Source organism: Streptomyces sp. TBY4 (assembly GCF_024213195.1).
GTDB lineage: Bacteria > Actinomycetota > Actinomycetes > Streptomycetales > Streptomycetaceae > Streptomyces.
The window spans coordinates 274,150-288,729 of record NZ_JANAVF010000009.1 but is presented as its reverse complement, the minus strand read 5'-3'; the positions used below and the strand labels follow the sequence as shown (position 1 = coordinate 288,729).

At 70.9% G+C, this 14,580-nt stretch carries 12 protein-coding genes; 4 read left to right on the top strand and 8 right to left on the bottom strand.

Translation table 11 applies throughout. The features are described from left to right. Positions 1–441 carry a DUF948 domain-containing protein gene (locus tag NLX94_RS23080; RefSeq protein WP_254384902.1) on the bottom strand — a complete coding sequence of 147 codons (441 nt, stop codon included), beginning with the start codon at positions 439–441 and terminating at the stop codon, positions 1–3. A gap of 170 nt (positions 442–611) precedes the next feature. On the opposite strand from NLX94_RS23080, the gene NLX94_RS23075 reads away from it, so the two are divergent. Then, positions 612–2,879, top strand: a complete 2,268-nt coding sequence (locus tag NLX94_RS23075) for an AAA family ATPase (protein ID WP_254384901.1) — start codon at positions 612–614, stop codon at positions 2,877–2,879. Between the two features lie 36 nt (positions 2,880–2,915). Here the strand turns inward: NLX94_RS23075 and rpsD are convergent, their stop codons facing one another. Continuing rightward, positions 2,916–3,527 (bottom strand): 30S ribosomal protein S4, encoded by a 612-nt coding sequence (gene rpsD, locus NLX94_RS23070; protein ID WP_008740451.1) that lies wholly within the window; start codon positions 3,525–3,527, stop codon positions 2,916–2,918. A 295-nt stretch (positions 3,528–3,822) separates the two neighbouring features. Here rpsD and NLX94_RS23065 point away from each other — a divergent pair, with 295 nt between their 5' ends. Then, positions 3,823–4,488 carry a DUF2470 domain-containing protein gene (locus NLX94_RS23065; RefSeq protein WP_254384900.1) on the top strand — a complete coding sequence of 222 codons (666 nt, stop codon included), beginning with the start codon at positions 3,823–3,825 and terminating at the stop codon, positions 4,486–4,488. Here the strand turns inward: NLX94_RS23065 and NLX94_RS23060 are convergent. The 5 genes from NLX94_RS23060 to NLX94_RS23040 form a co-directional block, all read right to left on the bottom strand. Then, positions 4,481–5,191: an HNH endonuclease family protein gene (locus NLX94_RS23060; protein WP_254384899.1), complete on the bottom strand. Its 711-nt coding sequence runs from the start codon at positions 5,189–5,191 to the stop codon at positions 4,481–4,483. The genes NLX94_RS23065 and NLX94_RS23060 overlap by 8 nt on opposite strands. A gap of 225 nt (positions 5,192–5,416) precedes the next feature. After that, positions 5,417–6,772 (bottom strand): replication-associated recombination protein A, encoded by a 1,356-nt coding sequence (locus NLX94_RS23055; protein WP_254384898.1) that lies wholly within the window; start codon positions 6,770–6,772, stop codon positions 5,417–5,419. A gap of 44 nt (positions 6,773–6,816) precedes the next feature. Continuing rightward, positions 6,817–7,437 carry a vitamin K epoxide reductase family protein gene (locus NLX94_RS23050; RefSeq protein WP_254384897.1) on the bottom strand — a complete coding sequence of 207 codons (621 nt, stop codon included), beginning with the start codon at positions 7,435–7,437 and terminating at the stop codon, positions 6,817–6,819. Between the two features lie 133 nt (positions 7,438–7,570). After that, positions 7,571–8,830: a histidine--tRNA ligase gene (gene hisS / locus NLX94_RS23045; protein ID WP_254384896.1), complete on the bottom strand. Its 1,260-nt coding sequence runs from the start codon at positions 8,828–8,830 to the stop codon at positions 7,571–7,573. Between the two features lie 10 nt (positions 8,831–8,840). Next, positions 8,841–9,551, bottom strand: coding sequence for an MBL fold metallo-hydrolase (locus tag NLX94_RS23040; RefSeq protein WP_254384895.1), 711 nt, complete (start codon positions 9,549–9,551; stop codon positions 8,841–8,843). 153 nt (positions 9,552–9,704) lie between these two features. On the opposite strand from NLX94_RS23040, the gene NLX94_RS23035 reads away from it, so the two are divergent. Both NLX94_RS23035 and NLX94_RS23030 read left to right on the top strand, forming a co-directional pair. Beyond that, on the top strand, positions 9,705–10,493 hold the full coding sequence (locus NLX94_RS23035; RefSeq protein ID WP_254384894.1) for a peptidylprolyl isomerase: 789 nt from the start codon (positions 9,705–9,707) through the stop codon (positions 10,491–10,493). Between the two features lie 207 nt (positions 10,494–10,700). Next, the gene (locus NLX94_RS23030; protein WP_254384893.1) at positions 10,701–11,930 is read left to right on the top strand and encodes a DUF349 domain-containing protein; all 1,230 of its coding nucleotides are present in this window, start codon (positions 10,701–10,703) and stop codon (positions 11,928–11,930) included. A 65-nt stretch (positions 11,931–11,995) separates the two neighbouring features. Here NLX94_RS23030 and NLX94_RS23025 read toward each other — a convergent pair whose 3' ends face one another. Next, on the bottom strand, positions 11,996–14,431 hold the full coding sequence (locus tag NLX94_RS23025) for a bifunctional (p)ppGpp synthetase/guanosine-3',5'-bis(diphosphate) 3'-pyrophosphohydrolase (RefSeq protein ID WP_254384892.1): 2,436 nt from the start codon (positions 14,429–14,431) through the stop codon (positions 11,996–11,998). Between the last annotated feature and the right edge of the window lie 149 nt (positions 14,432–14,580).

Genomic DNA, 14,580 nt, shown 5'->3' with positions numbered 1-14,580 from the left:
TCAGCCCTTCTGCTTCCGGCGCCGGGCGGCCGGCACCGTACGGCCGACGATCACGGTCCGTCGGGAGGTCCTGCCCGGCGCGTCCTGCTGGTCCGCCCCGCCCTTGCCCAGCGCCTTGCGGACGCCGTAGCCGAAGGCCGCGACCTTGACGAGCGGGCCGCCGAAGGTGGAGGCCACGGTGGAGGACAGCGCCGAGGCGTTGGAGGTGACTTCCTGTACGTCGCTCGCGATGGCGTCGACCCGGTCGAGCTGGGTGCGGGCGGAGCGGACGGTGGTGGAGGCGTCCGCGAGCAGCGGGACGGCCTGCTCGGTCACGTCGGCCACCAGTTTGGTGGTCGCCCTGAGCACCTGGGCCAGCCTCACCAGCACCACGGCGAGGAAGGAGACCAGGATGGCCCAGAAAACGGCCACGAGGATCCCGGCCACCTCTCCACCGGACACGTTCACACCGCTCTCTACAGATTGATCACCAAGCGAAAAAAGTCGTCCTCCGACCCTATCGCGCCGGAGATCCGCCGCAGTACCGGAAATCCGGGGCGCCACCCCGGCCGGTTGCCCGGAACCGGCCCGCCTTGTACGCAGCGCATGCGGACCAGTACGCTCCGTGTCCCATGCGACAAAGACCCATTCCACGAAGGACGCCGGGCAATCTTCCCTCGGACCTGAGCGGCTTTGTCGGGCGGGGCGGGGAACTCTCCGAGCTGGGGCGGCTGCTGGACGCCTCGCGGCTGGTCACGGTGACCGGCGCGGGCGGCGTGGGCAAGACCCGCCTGGTGCTGGCGGCGGCCAGGGCGGCCGCCGACGCGGCGGCCGGCGCCCTTCCGCCGGCCGGGGCGGGCGGTCCCGCGGATCCGGCGCAGGAACGCTACTGCGACGGGGTGTGGCTGGTCGAGCTGGCCTCCGTACGCGATCCGGCGCTGCTGGAGCTGGCGCTCGCCGAGGCGCTCGGGCTCACCGACCAGACCACCCGGCCGCCCCGTACGGTCCTCGCCGAGCACCTGGCCGAGCGGCGGCTGCTGCTGGTCCTGGACGGCTTCGAGCAGCTGGTCGACGAGACCGCCGACCTGGTACGGGACCTCCTGCGCCGCTCCCCCGGCCTGCGCGTGCTCGCGGCCGGCCGGCGCCCCCTGACCCTGGACGGGGAGCTGTCCTGGCCGCTGGCCCCGCTGGATCCGGAGGAGGCCCTGGCCCTGCTGATCGAGCGGACCTCGGCCGCCGATCCGTCCTTCACCCTGACGGAGGCCAACCGGGCGGCACTGGCCGAGCTGTGCGCGCGGCTCGACGGCCTGCCGCTGGCCCTGGAGCTCGCCGCGGGCCGGCTGCGGACGCTGTCTCCGGCCCAGGTGCTGTCCCGGCTGGAGGACCGCTTCGCCCTGCTGACGGGCGGCTCGCGCGGCGCGCTGCCCCGGCACCGGGCGCTGCGCACGGCGATCGGATGGAGCCACGAGCTGTGCACGGCCGGGGAGCGGCTGCTGTGGGCGCGGCTTTCGGTGTTCGCCGGGCCCTTCGACCTGGACGCCGCCGAGTACGTGTGCGCGGGGCCGGACCTGCCGGTGGATTCGGTGCTGGACCTGGTCGGGGAGCTGCTGGGGCAGTCCCTGCTGGTCCGGGAGGAGACGCCGGCCGGGGTCCGCTACCGGATGCTGGAGAGCGTACGGATCTACGGGGCGGGCTGGCTGGAGTCGCTGGGCGATGCCCGGCGGCTGCGGCGACGGCACCGGGACTGGTACATGGGCCTGGCGACCTGGTGCGAGCTGGACTGGTTCAGCCCGCGCCAGGAAGAGGTGGCCGCACTGGTGGAGGCGGAGCTGCCGAATCTGCGGCTCGCGCTGGAGTGCTGCCTGGACGAGCCGGAGGAGGTCCACCTGGGCCAGTACCTGGCGGGCACCCTGTGGTTCTTCTGGGCGGGCTGCGGCCGGCTCACCGAGGGCCGGCACTGGCTGGACCGGACCCTGGAGGACGACTTGGGGCTGGCCGGGGCGGAGTACGAGAGCTCCCGGCTGAAGGCGCTGTGGGTGCTCGGGTACGTCGCGGCCCTGCAGGGCGACTCGGTGGCCTCGATGAGCGCGCTGTACGAGTGCCGGGACGGGGCCGCGCGGAGCGAGAACCCGGTGGCGGGGGCGTACGCCGTGCACCGGATGGGCTGCCTGGCGCTGATCTCGGACGACATGACCCGGGCCGGGGAGCTGCTGGGCTCGGCGCTGGAGCGCTACCGGGAGGCCGGGGAGCTCAACAGCAACGTGCTGATGTGCCAGGTGGAGCTGGCGATGGCGCTGGCCTTCCAGGGGGAGCTGGCGGGGGCGCTCTCCCTGTGCCGGGAGGTCCGGGACATCTGCGAGGAGCGCGGGGAGCGCTGGACCAAGGCGTACGCCCTGTACGTCCTGGCGTACGCGGCGCTGGATGCCGGGGGCACGGCCGAGGCGCGGCTGCTGCTGGCCGAGTGCGTGGCCATCAACCACACCTTCCGCGATCTCGTCGGGCTGGTGCTGGCGGTGGAGCTGCTGGCCCTGGTCACGGTGGCCGAGGGGCATCCGGCGGAGGCGGCGGTGCTGCAGGGCGCGGCGGAGCCGCTGTGGGACGGGGTGGGGATGCGGCTGTTCGGCTCGGGGTACTTCAACGCCCCGCGGCTGATGTGCCAGGAGCGGGCGGGCGAACTGCTGGGCGCCGAGCGGTACGCGTCCTGCGCCCGGCACGGCCGGACCCTGCCCCTGGACGCCCTCGTGGAGCGCGCCCTGCGGGGACCCGATCCGGTACCCGTACCGGCGGGTCCGCTGCCGAGGCCGCGCGGCGCGACCGAGCGGGCGGAGCGGCCGATGGCGCACCCGGGGGCGAAAAGCAGGAAGCCCGCCGGCTCCCCCGAGGGGGAACCGGCGGGCTGACCAGCCTGTGAGGCTACGTCCGCTGGTGTTGCTCGATCAGCGGGCGTAGTACTCGACGACGAGCTGCTCGTCGCAGATGACCGGGATTTCCTTGCGGTTCGGGTCGCGGTCCAGGCGGAAGGCCAGGGCCTTCAGGTTGACCTGCAGGTAACGGGGGGTCTCGCCCTCGCCTGCGTAGCCACCCTCACGGGCAACCTGGAACGGAACCTTCTCGCGGCTGCGCTCGCGCACCGTGATGACGTCGTCCGGACGGACGCGGAACGACGGCTTGTCGACCTTGTCGCCGTTGACCTCGATGTGGCCGTGAACGACCATCTGGCGAGCCTGGTAGATGGTGCGGGCGATGCCCGAACGCAGGACCAGGGCGTCGAGGCGACGCTCGAGCTCGACGACCAGCGCCTCGCCCGTCTTGCCTTCGGCCTTCTTGGCGCGGTCGTACGCGCGGGCCATCTGACGCTCAGAGATGTCGTACTGAGCGCGCAGACGCTGCTTCTCCAGCAGACGAACCTTGTAGTCCGAGTTCTGCTTGCGGCCACGGCCGTGCTCGCCCGGCGGGTAGGGGCGGGCCTCGAAGTACTTGACGGCCTTCGGGGTCAGCGCAATGCCGAGGGCACGCGACTTCTTGACCTTGGGTCGCTTCTGGTTCACGTGGAACCTACCTCCATGTAAGTTAGGTGAGGCTTACCTTAGCGAGGAGGACGTAATGTCTCGACCACATGGGATCCCCCTGCCCAGTGCGCACCGAAGTTCAGATCCAAACGAAACAGGATCTGCTTTCGGCGACGATAGGCAAGGTCAGCCGCGTCCCAGGGAAGGCGTTCGGCAGCTCACCGGAGCCGAACGCGTACGAACCCTCGTAGAGTCCAACGCCTCAGTATCCCTCACGCTCCCAGGTGGTTTCGACCAGAAGGGGTCTCGTGACCAGGGGGAGTTCGGGACAGGGATGCCGGCCGCACGGACCGTCACCCCGGACGGGGACGTGATTCTCCTTGTATCAGGGGAATCCGCGGCTGCCAGGGCAGCCGCTCACGCCCAGGACGACGACCTCACCGCCGTGATCGAGATCACGGACGTGGCGCCGGTGTCCGTGCCCCATCGTATCCGAGGCCGCGCCTGGCTCGCCGGGTGGCTGACGCCCGTGCGCGGGGCCGACGAGCGGGCGGCGTGCGCGGCGCTGCTGGCGGAGCGGCACCCGGTCGGCGAGCTCCTCGGCCTCTCCGAGTCCCTCGACGCCTCGCCCACCGGCCGGCCCGCGTGGATGCTGCTGCGCCTGGAGGTCGGCGAGATCTCGGTGGACGACCTGTGGGGCGCCGAGCACGTGGACCCGGAGCTGCTGGCCGCGGCCGAGCCCGACCCGATGGTGGCCCACGAGACGGAGCTCCTCCAGCACCTGGCCTCCGCGCACGGCGACCGGATGGGTGACCTGTGCGGCCTGCTCGGTCCCCGGGAGGCGGCGGACCTGAAGGCGGTCCCGCTCGCGCTGGACCGGCTGGGCCTGCGGGTGCGCTTCCTCCGCGGCGCCACCGCCTTCGACGCCCGCTTCGACTTCCCGGAGCCGGTGACCGACGTCTGCGGCCTGCGCCGGGCGATGAGCACGCTGTTCAGCTAGGGCAGGTGCCGAGCATCTCCTGCAGCGCCTGCTTCTCCGGCGGGGTCACCGAGAGCCCGTACTTCGCCTTGATGCCGGTGTACCGCCGCGCGTACTCGCACCAGTAGCCCTTCTGGGGCGGCTTCCACTTGTCGGCGGTCTTGCTGCTCTTCTCGTAGTTCGTCTGCTTGTCCACGGCGAGCAGCACGTCCAGGTCGTTGGCGTACTCCAGGCGCCGCTGCGGGGTCCAGGCGTAGGCGCCCCCGCGCCAGGCGGCGCCGAGGGCGACGACGTGGTCGGTCTGGATCTGCGAGGCGCGGCGGTAGGTGTAAGGGAGCTCCTTCCCCGTGTACGGGTCCTTGAGCACCCCGGACAGCACGACGCAGGGGTTCCTGTCGCCCTCGCGCAGCTCCCTCAGGTCGCGGCGCAGGACGTCGTCCCGTGTATCGCACCCGTTGCGCCCACCGACGGCGTCGGTCTCGTCCGACCAGTACTTGCCGAAGTTCTCGCGCTTGTACGTCTCCCAGTTCTTGCCCCACTCGACCTTGAGCCCGCCCAGCTGACTCCTGGCGGCCGCCGCGGAGGGCGGGAACCCGGCACTCGCGAGGGGGACCTGCGCAACGAGGGCGGCGGCGCTGGCCTGCGCCCTGTCGCCGTCTCCGTGGTGACACCCACTGAGCAGCAGTACTGCCGTCACGGCGATGAGCAAAGCCCGGCGTCCCATGGCCGGAGCCTAGGCCCGCCCCCCTTGCCAGGAACCCGCGACACGACGCCGCTGCGCGGGGCGAGATCCCCTACCCGCCCTTCCACCGTTCCCTGGGGCTCCGCCCCAGACCCCGCTCCTCAAACGCCGGAGGGGCTGGATTTCCCCGGCCTCAGCCGAATCCAGCCCCTCCGGCGTTTGAGGAGCGGGGGTCCGGGGGCTGGCCCCCGGGAACGGCGCCGCAGGTTACGAGCCCGCGCCTCGGAGCCGCTCGCGGACCTTTTCCACCACGTCCGCGTAGCGGGCTTCGGCTCCGTACCGGGTCGGCTCGTAGTAGCGCTTGCCGTGCACCGCATCCGGCGCGTACTGCTGCGCAGCAATCGCTCCGGGCACGTCGTGCGGGTACACGTACCCCACCGCGTGCCCCAGCTTCGCCGCCCCCTTGTAGTGCCCGTCACGCAAGTGCGCCGGCACGGACCCCGCCAGCCCGGCCCGGACATCCGCCAGCGCCGCGCCGATCGCCGTCGTCGCGGTGTTCGACTTCGGGGCCAGCGCCAGCGCGATCGTCACGTGCGACAGCGTGAGCGAGGCTTCCGGGAAGCCGATCATCGCCACCGCCTGGGCGGCGGCCACCGCGAGCGGCAGGGCCGTCGGATCCGCCAGCCCGATGTCCTCGCTCGCCGAGATCATCAGCCGGCGCGCGATGAACCGGGGGTCCTCCCCCGCTTCGATCATGCGCGCCAGATAGTGCAGCGCCGCGTCCACGTCCGAGCCCCGGATCGACTTGATCAGCGCGCTCGCCACGTCGTAGTGCTGGTCGCCGTCCCGGTCGTACTTCACCGCGGCCCGGTCGACGGCCTCCTCCACCGTCTGGAGGCTGATCTCCGGCTCCCCCTTGGCGATCGCCGAGCCCGCTCCCGCCTCCAGGGCCGTCAGCGCGCGCCGCGCGTCCCCGCCGGCGATCCGCAGCAGGTGCGCCTCCGCGTCCGGCGGCAGGGTGACCGCGCCTCCGAGACCCCGCTCCTCGGTCAGCGCCCGGTGCATCAGGGCGCTGAGGTCCTCGTCGGTCAGCGGTTCCAGCGTCAGCAGCAGGGAGCGCGACAGCAGCGGGGAGATGATCGAGAAGTACGGGTTCTCCGTGGTGGCGGCGATCAGCGTGACCCAGCGGTTCTCCACGGCCGGCAGCAGCGAGTCCTGCTGCGCCTTGCTGAAGCGGTGGATCTCGTCGAGGAAGAGGACGGTGTCCTTGCCGTATCCGCCGGCCGCCCGCTTGGCGCCCTCGATGACGGCCCGTACTTCCTTCACTCCGGCGGTGATCGCGGACAGCTCGACGAACCGCTTCTTCGTGGCCTGGCTCACCACGTACGCGAGGGTGGTCTTGCCGATGCCCGGCGGGCCCCAGAGGATCACCGAGGAGGCCCCGGCGGGACCGCCCGCCCCGTCCCCGACGAGCCGCCGCAGCGGAGAGCCGGGCTTCAGCAGGTGCTGCTGGCCGACGACCTCGTCCAGGGTGCGCGGGCGCATCCGGACGGCGAGCGGAGAACTGGAGGGGTCCTTCGCCTGGCGGTCTTCGGCGGCGGCGGTGAAGAGGTCTGGTTCCACCCCGGAAGCCTATGCGAGGCCACCGACACTCCCGCCCTGACGTATCAGGAGGTCCAGAAGTCCCACCAGCGGGTCAGGATCAGCATGCCGATGATCCCGATGTGCAGGACGGGCAGCACCCAGGTGAACTCGTCGAAGAAGCCGCGCAGCCAGCCGGGGGCCGGCAGCAGCTGGTTGCGGACGTTGTGCGAGGTCACGTACCAGAACATGATGATCGTGGCGACCCAGGCCAGGCAGCACCACAGGCACAGGGAGCTGATCACGTAGAGCGACTGGTACATCAGCCAGGTGCAGAAGCCGACGCCGAAGAGCATCCCGGCGTTCAGGGTGAGCCAGTACCAGCGCGGGAAGCGCGCCCGGGCGAGCAGGCTCATGCCGACGCAGACGACCATGCCGTAGGTGACCAGGCCCAGCATCGGGTTCGGGAAGCCGAAGACGGACGCCTGGTCGCTCTTCATGATGTTGCCGCAGGAGACGATCGGGTTCAGGCTGCAGCCCGGGACGAAGTCCGGGTCCTCCAGCAGCTTGAACTTGTCGATCGTGATGACCCAGGCCGCGAGCAGTCCCGCGGCTCCCGTGATCACCAGCAGCAGGGCGAGCGCCCGGCTGCCGCCGACGGCCGTCCGCGGCTCGGCGGTATCCGTATCGGTCCCTCGTGTCGTCATCCCGCCCGCTCCACATCCGCAAGGTCAACAAGCACCGGCCATTGTGCCGTACCCGGCCGGACTGTTCCGCCCCGGGAAACCGCGAAGGGGCGGGGTGGGGAGAAGACCCCCACCCCGCCCCGCGGCGCAAGCGTCAGGCCAGGCGGGCCCGGACCGTCGCGACCACGTCGGCGACGGCCACCGGGGTCTGCTCGCCGGACTCCATGTCCTTCAGCTGGACGACGCCCTCTTCGAGGTCACGGTCCCCCGCGACCACCGCGAACCGCGCCCCCGAGCGGTTCGCGTCCTTCATCGCACCCTTGAGGCCCTTGCCCCCGTAGGAGATGTCGGCCGCGACCCCGGCCCGCCGCAGCTCGGTCACCAGACCGAACAGCACCGGCTTGGCCGCGCCGAGCGCCACCGCGAAGACGGAGGTCGCGGAGGGGATGTCCAGTTCGACGCCCTCCGCTTCGAGCGCCAGCACCGTACGGTCCACGCCCAGCGCCCAGCCCACGGAGGGCAGCGCGGGGCCGCCGATCATCTCGGAGAGGCCGTCGTAGCGGCCGCCGCCGCCCACCGCGGACTGGGAGCCCAGACCGTCGTGGACGAACTCGAAGGTGGTGCGGGTGTAGTAGTCCAGGCCGCGCACGAGCTTCTCGTCGTCCTCGAAGGCGACCCCGGCCGCCGTCACCAGCGCCCGGACCTCCTCGTGGTACGCCTTGCAGGCGTCGCAGAGGTAGTCGCGCAGCATGGGGGCGCCGACGAGCTGCTTCTGCACGTCGGCCCGCTTGTCGTCGAGCACGCGCAGCGGGTTGATCTCGGCCCGGCGCACGGTCTCCGCATCGAGGTCGAGCCCGCGCAGGAAGGTCTGGAGGGCCTCCCGGTACACCGGGCGGCACTCCTTGTCTCCGAGCGAGTTCAGCAGGATGCGGAAGTTGCGCAGGCCCAGCGAGCGGTACGCCTGGTCGGCCAGGATGATCAGCTCGGCGTCCAGGGCCGGGTCCTCGGCTCCGATGGCCTCGGCGCCGACCTGGGAGAAGTGGCGGTAGCGTCCCGCCTGGGCCCGCTCGTAGCGGTAGTACGAGCCGGAGTACCAGAGCTTGACGGGCAGCCCGCCGAGCTTGTGCAGGTTGCCCTGCAGGGCGGCGCGGAGCACGGAGGCGGTGCCCTCGGGGCGCAGGGCGAGCTGGTCGCCGCCCTTCGTGGTGAGGGTGTACATCTCCTTGCTGACGATGTCGGTGGACTCGCCGACTCCGCGGGAGAAGAGCTCCACGTTCTCGAAGCCGGGGGTCTCCACGTAGCCGTAGCCGGAGTTCCTCAGGGGCGCGGAGATCGCCTCGCGGACCGCCAGGAAGGTGGCGGAGCGGGGCGGCAGCAGGTCGTACGTGCCCTTGGGGGCCTGAAAAGTACTCACGAAACTCTCGTCACATTCCTCGTCGTGGAGACGTGAAACCGTCTCCCAGGCCGGCGGCCACCTGCCGCAGGTACGGGTTGGTGGCTCGCTCACGGCCAATGGTCGTGTGCTCGTTGTGTCCGGGCAGCACCACGGTCGAGTCGTCGAGCGGCAGGCACACGCGGGCCAGCGATTCGAGCATGTCGGCGTGGCTGCCGCCGGGGAAGTCGGTACGCCCGATGGAGCCGGCGAAGAGCAGGTCGCCCGAGAACAGCAGCGGCGGGATGTCCCCCGCCTCGGGCATCCCGAAGGTCACCGACCCCCTGGTATGGCCCGGGGCGTGCGACACGGTGAGCTCCATGCCCGCGAGGGCGAGCTTCGCGCCGTCGTTGAGCTCCTTGACGTCGGAGGGCTCCCCCACGGTGAGCTCGCCCATCAGCTGCGCTCCGAGGGAACGGCCGAGTGCCTTCTCCGGGTCGCTCATCATGAAGCGGTCCTCGGGGTGGATCCAGGCCGGTACGTCGTGTGCTCCGCACACCGGGACCACCGAGGCCACATGATCGATGTGGCCATGGGTCAGGACGACCGCGACGGGCTTGAGCCGGTGCTTCTTCAGCGTCTCCTCGACACCCTGGGTGGCCTGGTGGCCCGGGTCGATGATGACGCACTCCTCACCGGCGGCGGGGGCGACCACGTAACAGTTGGTCCCCCAGGCCCCGGCGGGGAATCCGGCAATCAGCACGTTCGTCCTCAATCGTCGTCCGGCGGGAGGCTGCAGATCCGAATGCTGCTGCTCAGAGGGTACCGGCGCCGCTCATTACACAGCGAACCCATATACGGTACGGCCTAACCCAGCCCGGACAGTGGTACCAGATACGCACAAGGAGACGACCCGGTGGTCACGAGCGATCAGCGGCGGCGCCAGCTCGCCAGGGAGAAGTACGAACGCCAGCAGAAGCGGCGTGCCGAAGCGCGGCAGAAGTCGCGCAAGCGGATGGCCGTGGTCGGTGCGGCGGTGGCCGTGGTCGTCGCGGCGCTGGTCGGCCTCGTGGCCGGCGGTGTGTTCGACAAGGACAAGAAGGACGAGGCGGCCGACCCGGCCGCGACCCCCTCGGCCTCGGCCGCGCCCACCCCGCAGCAGTCCCCCTCCCCGGCGATGGCGATCGACGCCAAGGCGAAGTACACCTTCGACCTGAAGACGAGCGCGGGCGACATCAAGTTCGAGATGGACGCGGCGAAGACCCCGCAGACGGTCAACTCGTTCAAGTCACTCGCCGACAAGAACTTCTTCGACAACACCAAGTGCCACCGCCTGACGACGAGCGGGATCTTCGTCCTGCAGTGCGGTGACCCGCAGGGCACCGGCATGGGCGGCCCCGGCTACACCATCGCGGACGAGAACCTCGACGCGCTGGGCAAGCCCAACGAGACCGGCCAGGTCACCTACCCGGCGGGCACGGTGGCCATGGCCAACACCGGCAAGCCCGGCTCGGGCGGCAGCCAGTTCTTCCTGGTCTACAAGGACAGCCCGCTTCCCCCCTCGTACACCCCCTTCGGCAAGATCGACGCGGCCGGTCTGAAGGTGCTCGAAGAGGTGGCCAAGGCCGGTACGGACAACGGCCAGACGGACGGGGCTCCCAAGACCCCGGTGACCATCGAGAAGGGCACCGTCACCCAGAACTGACCGGGACCGGGCGCCCCGGGCCCGGTCCGCATCCGCGACGGCTCTTCTGACGTCGGTACGCCGATATTGCGTCGTGCTGGATGCGGACAGCCGGCCCGGCGGTCGCCTATGTTGGCGTTGTGCAGGGCGGGCGCGGCCCGCCCCAGGAAACTGTGGACGATGCCCAGGGGGTGAACCCCTCGCAAGGCATCAGGTGGAGGAGGCGCTGTGAGCAGCGACCCGTGGGGCCGAGTCGACGAGACCGGCACCGTGTACGTGCGTACTGCCGATGGCGAGAAGGTCGTCGGCTCGTGGCAGGCCGGCACCCCGGAGGAGGCCCTGGCCTACTTCGAGCGCAAGTACGAGGGCCTGGTGGTCGAGATCGGCCTCCTCGAACGACGGGTGCGGACCACCGATCTGGCCGCCAAGGACGCCCAGACGGCCATCGAGCACCTGCGCACGCAGGTGGACGAGCACCACGCCGTCGGTGACCTCGACGCGCTGCGCGTCCGGCTGGACAAGCTGGTGTCGACCGTGGACTCGCGCCGCGAGGAGCGCAAGGTCCAGAAGGCCAAGCAGACGGACGAGGCCCGTGCGGCCAAGGACGCGCTGGTGACCGAGGCCGAGGAGCTCGCGCAGAGCGACCAGTGGCGCAGCGCCGGCGAGCGGCTGCGGGCCCTGGTGGACATCTGGAAGGGTCTGCCCCGCCTCGACCGCAAGTCGGACGACGAGCTGTGGCACCGCTTCTCGCACGCCCGCTCCGCCTTCTCCAAGCGCCGCAAGGCGCACTTCGCCTCGCTCGACGCGCAGCGCGAGGACGCCCGCAAGGTCAAGGAGAAGCTGGTCGCGGAGGCCGAGTCGCTGTCGAAGTCGACGGACTGGGGTCCGACGGCCGCGCGCTACCGCGAGCTGATGGAGAGCTGGAAGGCCGCCGGCCGCGCGCAGCGCGAGTCCGAGGACGACCTGTGGAACCGTTTCCGCGGCGCCCAGGACGTGTTCTTCGCGGCCCGCAGCGAGGTCTTCGCCGAGCGCGACGCCGAGCAGGTGGAGAACCTGAAGCTGAAGGAGGAGCTGGCCGACGAGGCCGAGAAGCTCGTACCCGTAACGGACCTGAAGGCTGCCCGTGCGGCTTTCCGCTCCCTGAACGAGCGCTGGGAGGCCATCGGCCACGTACCGCGGGACGCGCGTCCCAAGGTCGAGGGCCGGATGCACGCCGTCGAGCGGGCCATCCAGGAGGCCGAGGAGGGCGAGTGGCGCCGTACGAACCCGGAGGCGCGGGCCCGTGCGGCCGGTCTGACGGGTCAGCTGCAGGCGGCGGTCGACAAGCTGCGCGGCCAGATCGACGCGGCGCGCGCGCAGGGCAACAACTCCAAGGCCGACAAGCTGTCCCGGGAGCTGGAGGGCCGCCAGGCCCTGCTGGACCAGGCGCTGAAGGGTCTTGAGGAGTTCGGCGGCTGACGCCTCCAGAACGCAGGAAGGGCCCCGGTACGCAGTGCGTACCGGGGCCCTTCCGTATGTCCTGCTTACGGCCTGCGGGCCGAGGTCACGCGGTAGACGTCGTAGACGCCCTCGACGCCCCGTACGGCCTTCAGGACGTGGCCCAGGTGCTTCGGGTCGCCCATCTCGAAGGTGAACCGGGAGGTGGCCACCCGGTCGCGGGAGGTCTGCACGGCCGCCGACAGGATGTTCACGTGCTGGTCCGACAGGACCCGGGTGACGTCCGACAGCAGCCGGGACCGGTCCAGCGCCTCGACCTGGATGGCGACCAGGAACACGGAGGACTGGGTGGGCGCCCACTCGACCTCCAGCATCCGCTCGGGCTGCTGCGAGAGGGAGTCCACGTTGACGCAGTCGGCGCGGTGAACCGATACGCCGCTGCCGCGGGTGACGAAGCCGATGATGGGGTCGCCCGGCACCGGGGTGCAGCAGCGGGCCAGCTTGACCCACACGTCCTCGACGCCCTTGACCACGACGCCGGGGTCGGCGTTTCCGCGGCGCGTGCTGCGCCCGCGGGCCGGCGGGATGGTCTCCTCGATGTCCTCGTTGGCCGCGTCCTCGCCGCCGAGGGCCTGGACCAGCTTCTGCACGACGTTCTGCGCGGTGACGTGGCCCTCGCCGATCGCCGCGTAGAGCGAGGAGATGTCGGGGTAGCGCATCTCGTGCGCGAGGGTGACGAGCGAGTCGCCGGTCAGGATGCGCTGGATCGGCAGGTTCTGCTTGCGCATGGCCCGCGCGATGGCGTCCTTGCCGTGCTCGATCGCCTCGTCGCGGCGTTCCTTGGAGAACCAGGCGCGGATCTTGTTCCTGGCGCGCGGGGACTTGACGAAGCCCAGCCAGTCACGGGACGGGCCGGCCCCCTCGGCCTTGGAGGTGAAGACCTCGACCAGATCGCCGTTGTCGAGGGTCGATTCGAGCGGTACGAGCCGCCCGTTGACCCGCGCCCCTATGGTCCGGTGGCCGACCTCGGTGTGGACGGCGTACGAGAAGTCCACGGGGGTGGCGCCGGCCGGCAGGGCGATGACGTCGCCCTTGGGCGTGAAGACGAAGACCTCGTTGCGCGAGAGGTCGAAGCGCAGCGAGTCGAGGAACTCGCTCGGGTCCTCGGTCTCCTTCTGCCAGTCCAGCAGCTGGCGCAGCCAGGCCATGTCGTTGACCGTGTCGTGGCCCGCCGTGCCCTTGGCTGCCTGCGGCACGTCGGTGCGCACCTTCGAGGCGCCCGCGACGGTCTGCTGCTTGTACTTCCAGTGCGCGGCGATGCCGTACTCGGCGCGGCGGTGCATGTCGAAGGTGCGGATCTGGAGCTCTACGGGCTTGCCGCTGGGTCCGATGACCGTCGTGTGGAGCGACTGGTACATGTTGAACTTCGGCATGGCGATGTAGTCCTTGAACCGGCCGGGGACCGGGTTCCATCGCGCGTGCACGGTGCCGAGGGCGGCGTAGCAGTCGCGGACGGTGTCGACGAGGACCCGGATGCCGACCAGGTCGTAGATCTCGGCGAAGTCGCGGCCGCGCACGATCATCTTCTGGTAGACGCTGTAGTAGTGCTTGGGGCGTCCGGTGACGGTGGCCTTGATGCGGGCGGCCCGCAGGTCGGCCTGCACCTCGTCGGTGACGACGGTGAGGTACTCGTCGCGCTTGGGCGCCCTTTCGGCCACCAGGCGCACGATCTCGTCGTACATCTTGGGGTAGAGGATCGCGAAGGCGAGGTCCTCCAGCTCCCACTTGATGGTGTTCATGCCCAGCCGGTGCGCCAGCGGGGCGTAGATCTCGAGGGTCTCGCGGGCCTTCTTCTCCTGCTTCTCCCGCTTGAGGTAGCGCATGGTGCGCATGTTGTGCAGGCGGTCGGCGAGCTTGATGACCAGGACCCGGGGGTCCTTGGCCATGGCCACGACCATCTTGCGGACGGTCTCGGCCTGGGCCGCCTCGCCGAACTTGACGCGGTCGAGCTTGGTGACGCCGTCGACGAGCAGGGTCACGGCGTCGCCGAAGTCGCGCCGCAGGTCCTCCAGCCCGTACTCGGTGTCCTCCACGGTGTCGTGGAGCAGTCCCGCCATCAGCGTGGCCGGATCCATGCCCAGTTCGGCGAGGATCGTGGTCACCGCGAGCGGGTGGGTGATGTACGGGTCACCGCTCTTGCGCTTCTGACCCCGGTGCCAGCGCTCCGCGACCTGGTACGCCTGCTCGATCTGGCGCAGGGTGGCCGTCTCGATCTTCGGGTCGTTGCTGCGGACTATGCGGAGCAGCGGTTCCAGGACCGGGTTGTACGGGTTGGAACGCTGGACGCCGAGACGGGCCAGCCGGGCGCGCACCCGATTGGAGGACCCGGCCGACTTCGCGGACACGGGCTTGACCGGCGGCGCGGGCGGCGCCGGCGGGGGCGTGGCGGCAGCCGCCGCGGCCGGCTGCTCGGGCTGCGGGTCGGGCTGCGCGGCAGAGATTGGCTGGACCTCGTCTGGCAAGAGCGCTCCTCAGCGGAATCCGGTGCCCGTGTCCGGTCCGGATAACCCATCGTAGCGAGGGTTCCGCCACCCTGTTCCCCGAGCCCGGCCATATCCAGCCCGTCCGGCGTTTGAGGACCGGGGTCCGGGGCGGAGCCCCGGGGAACGGG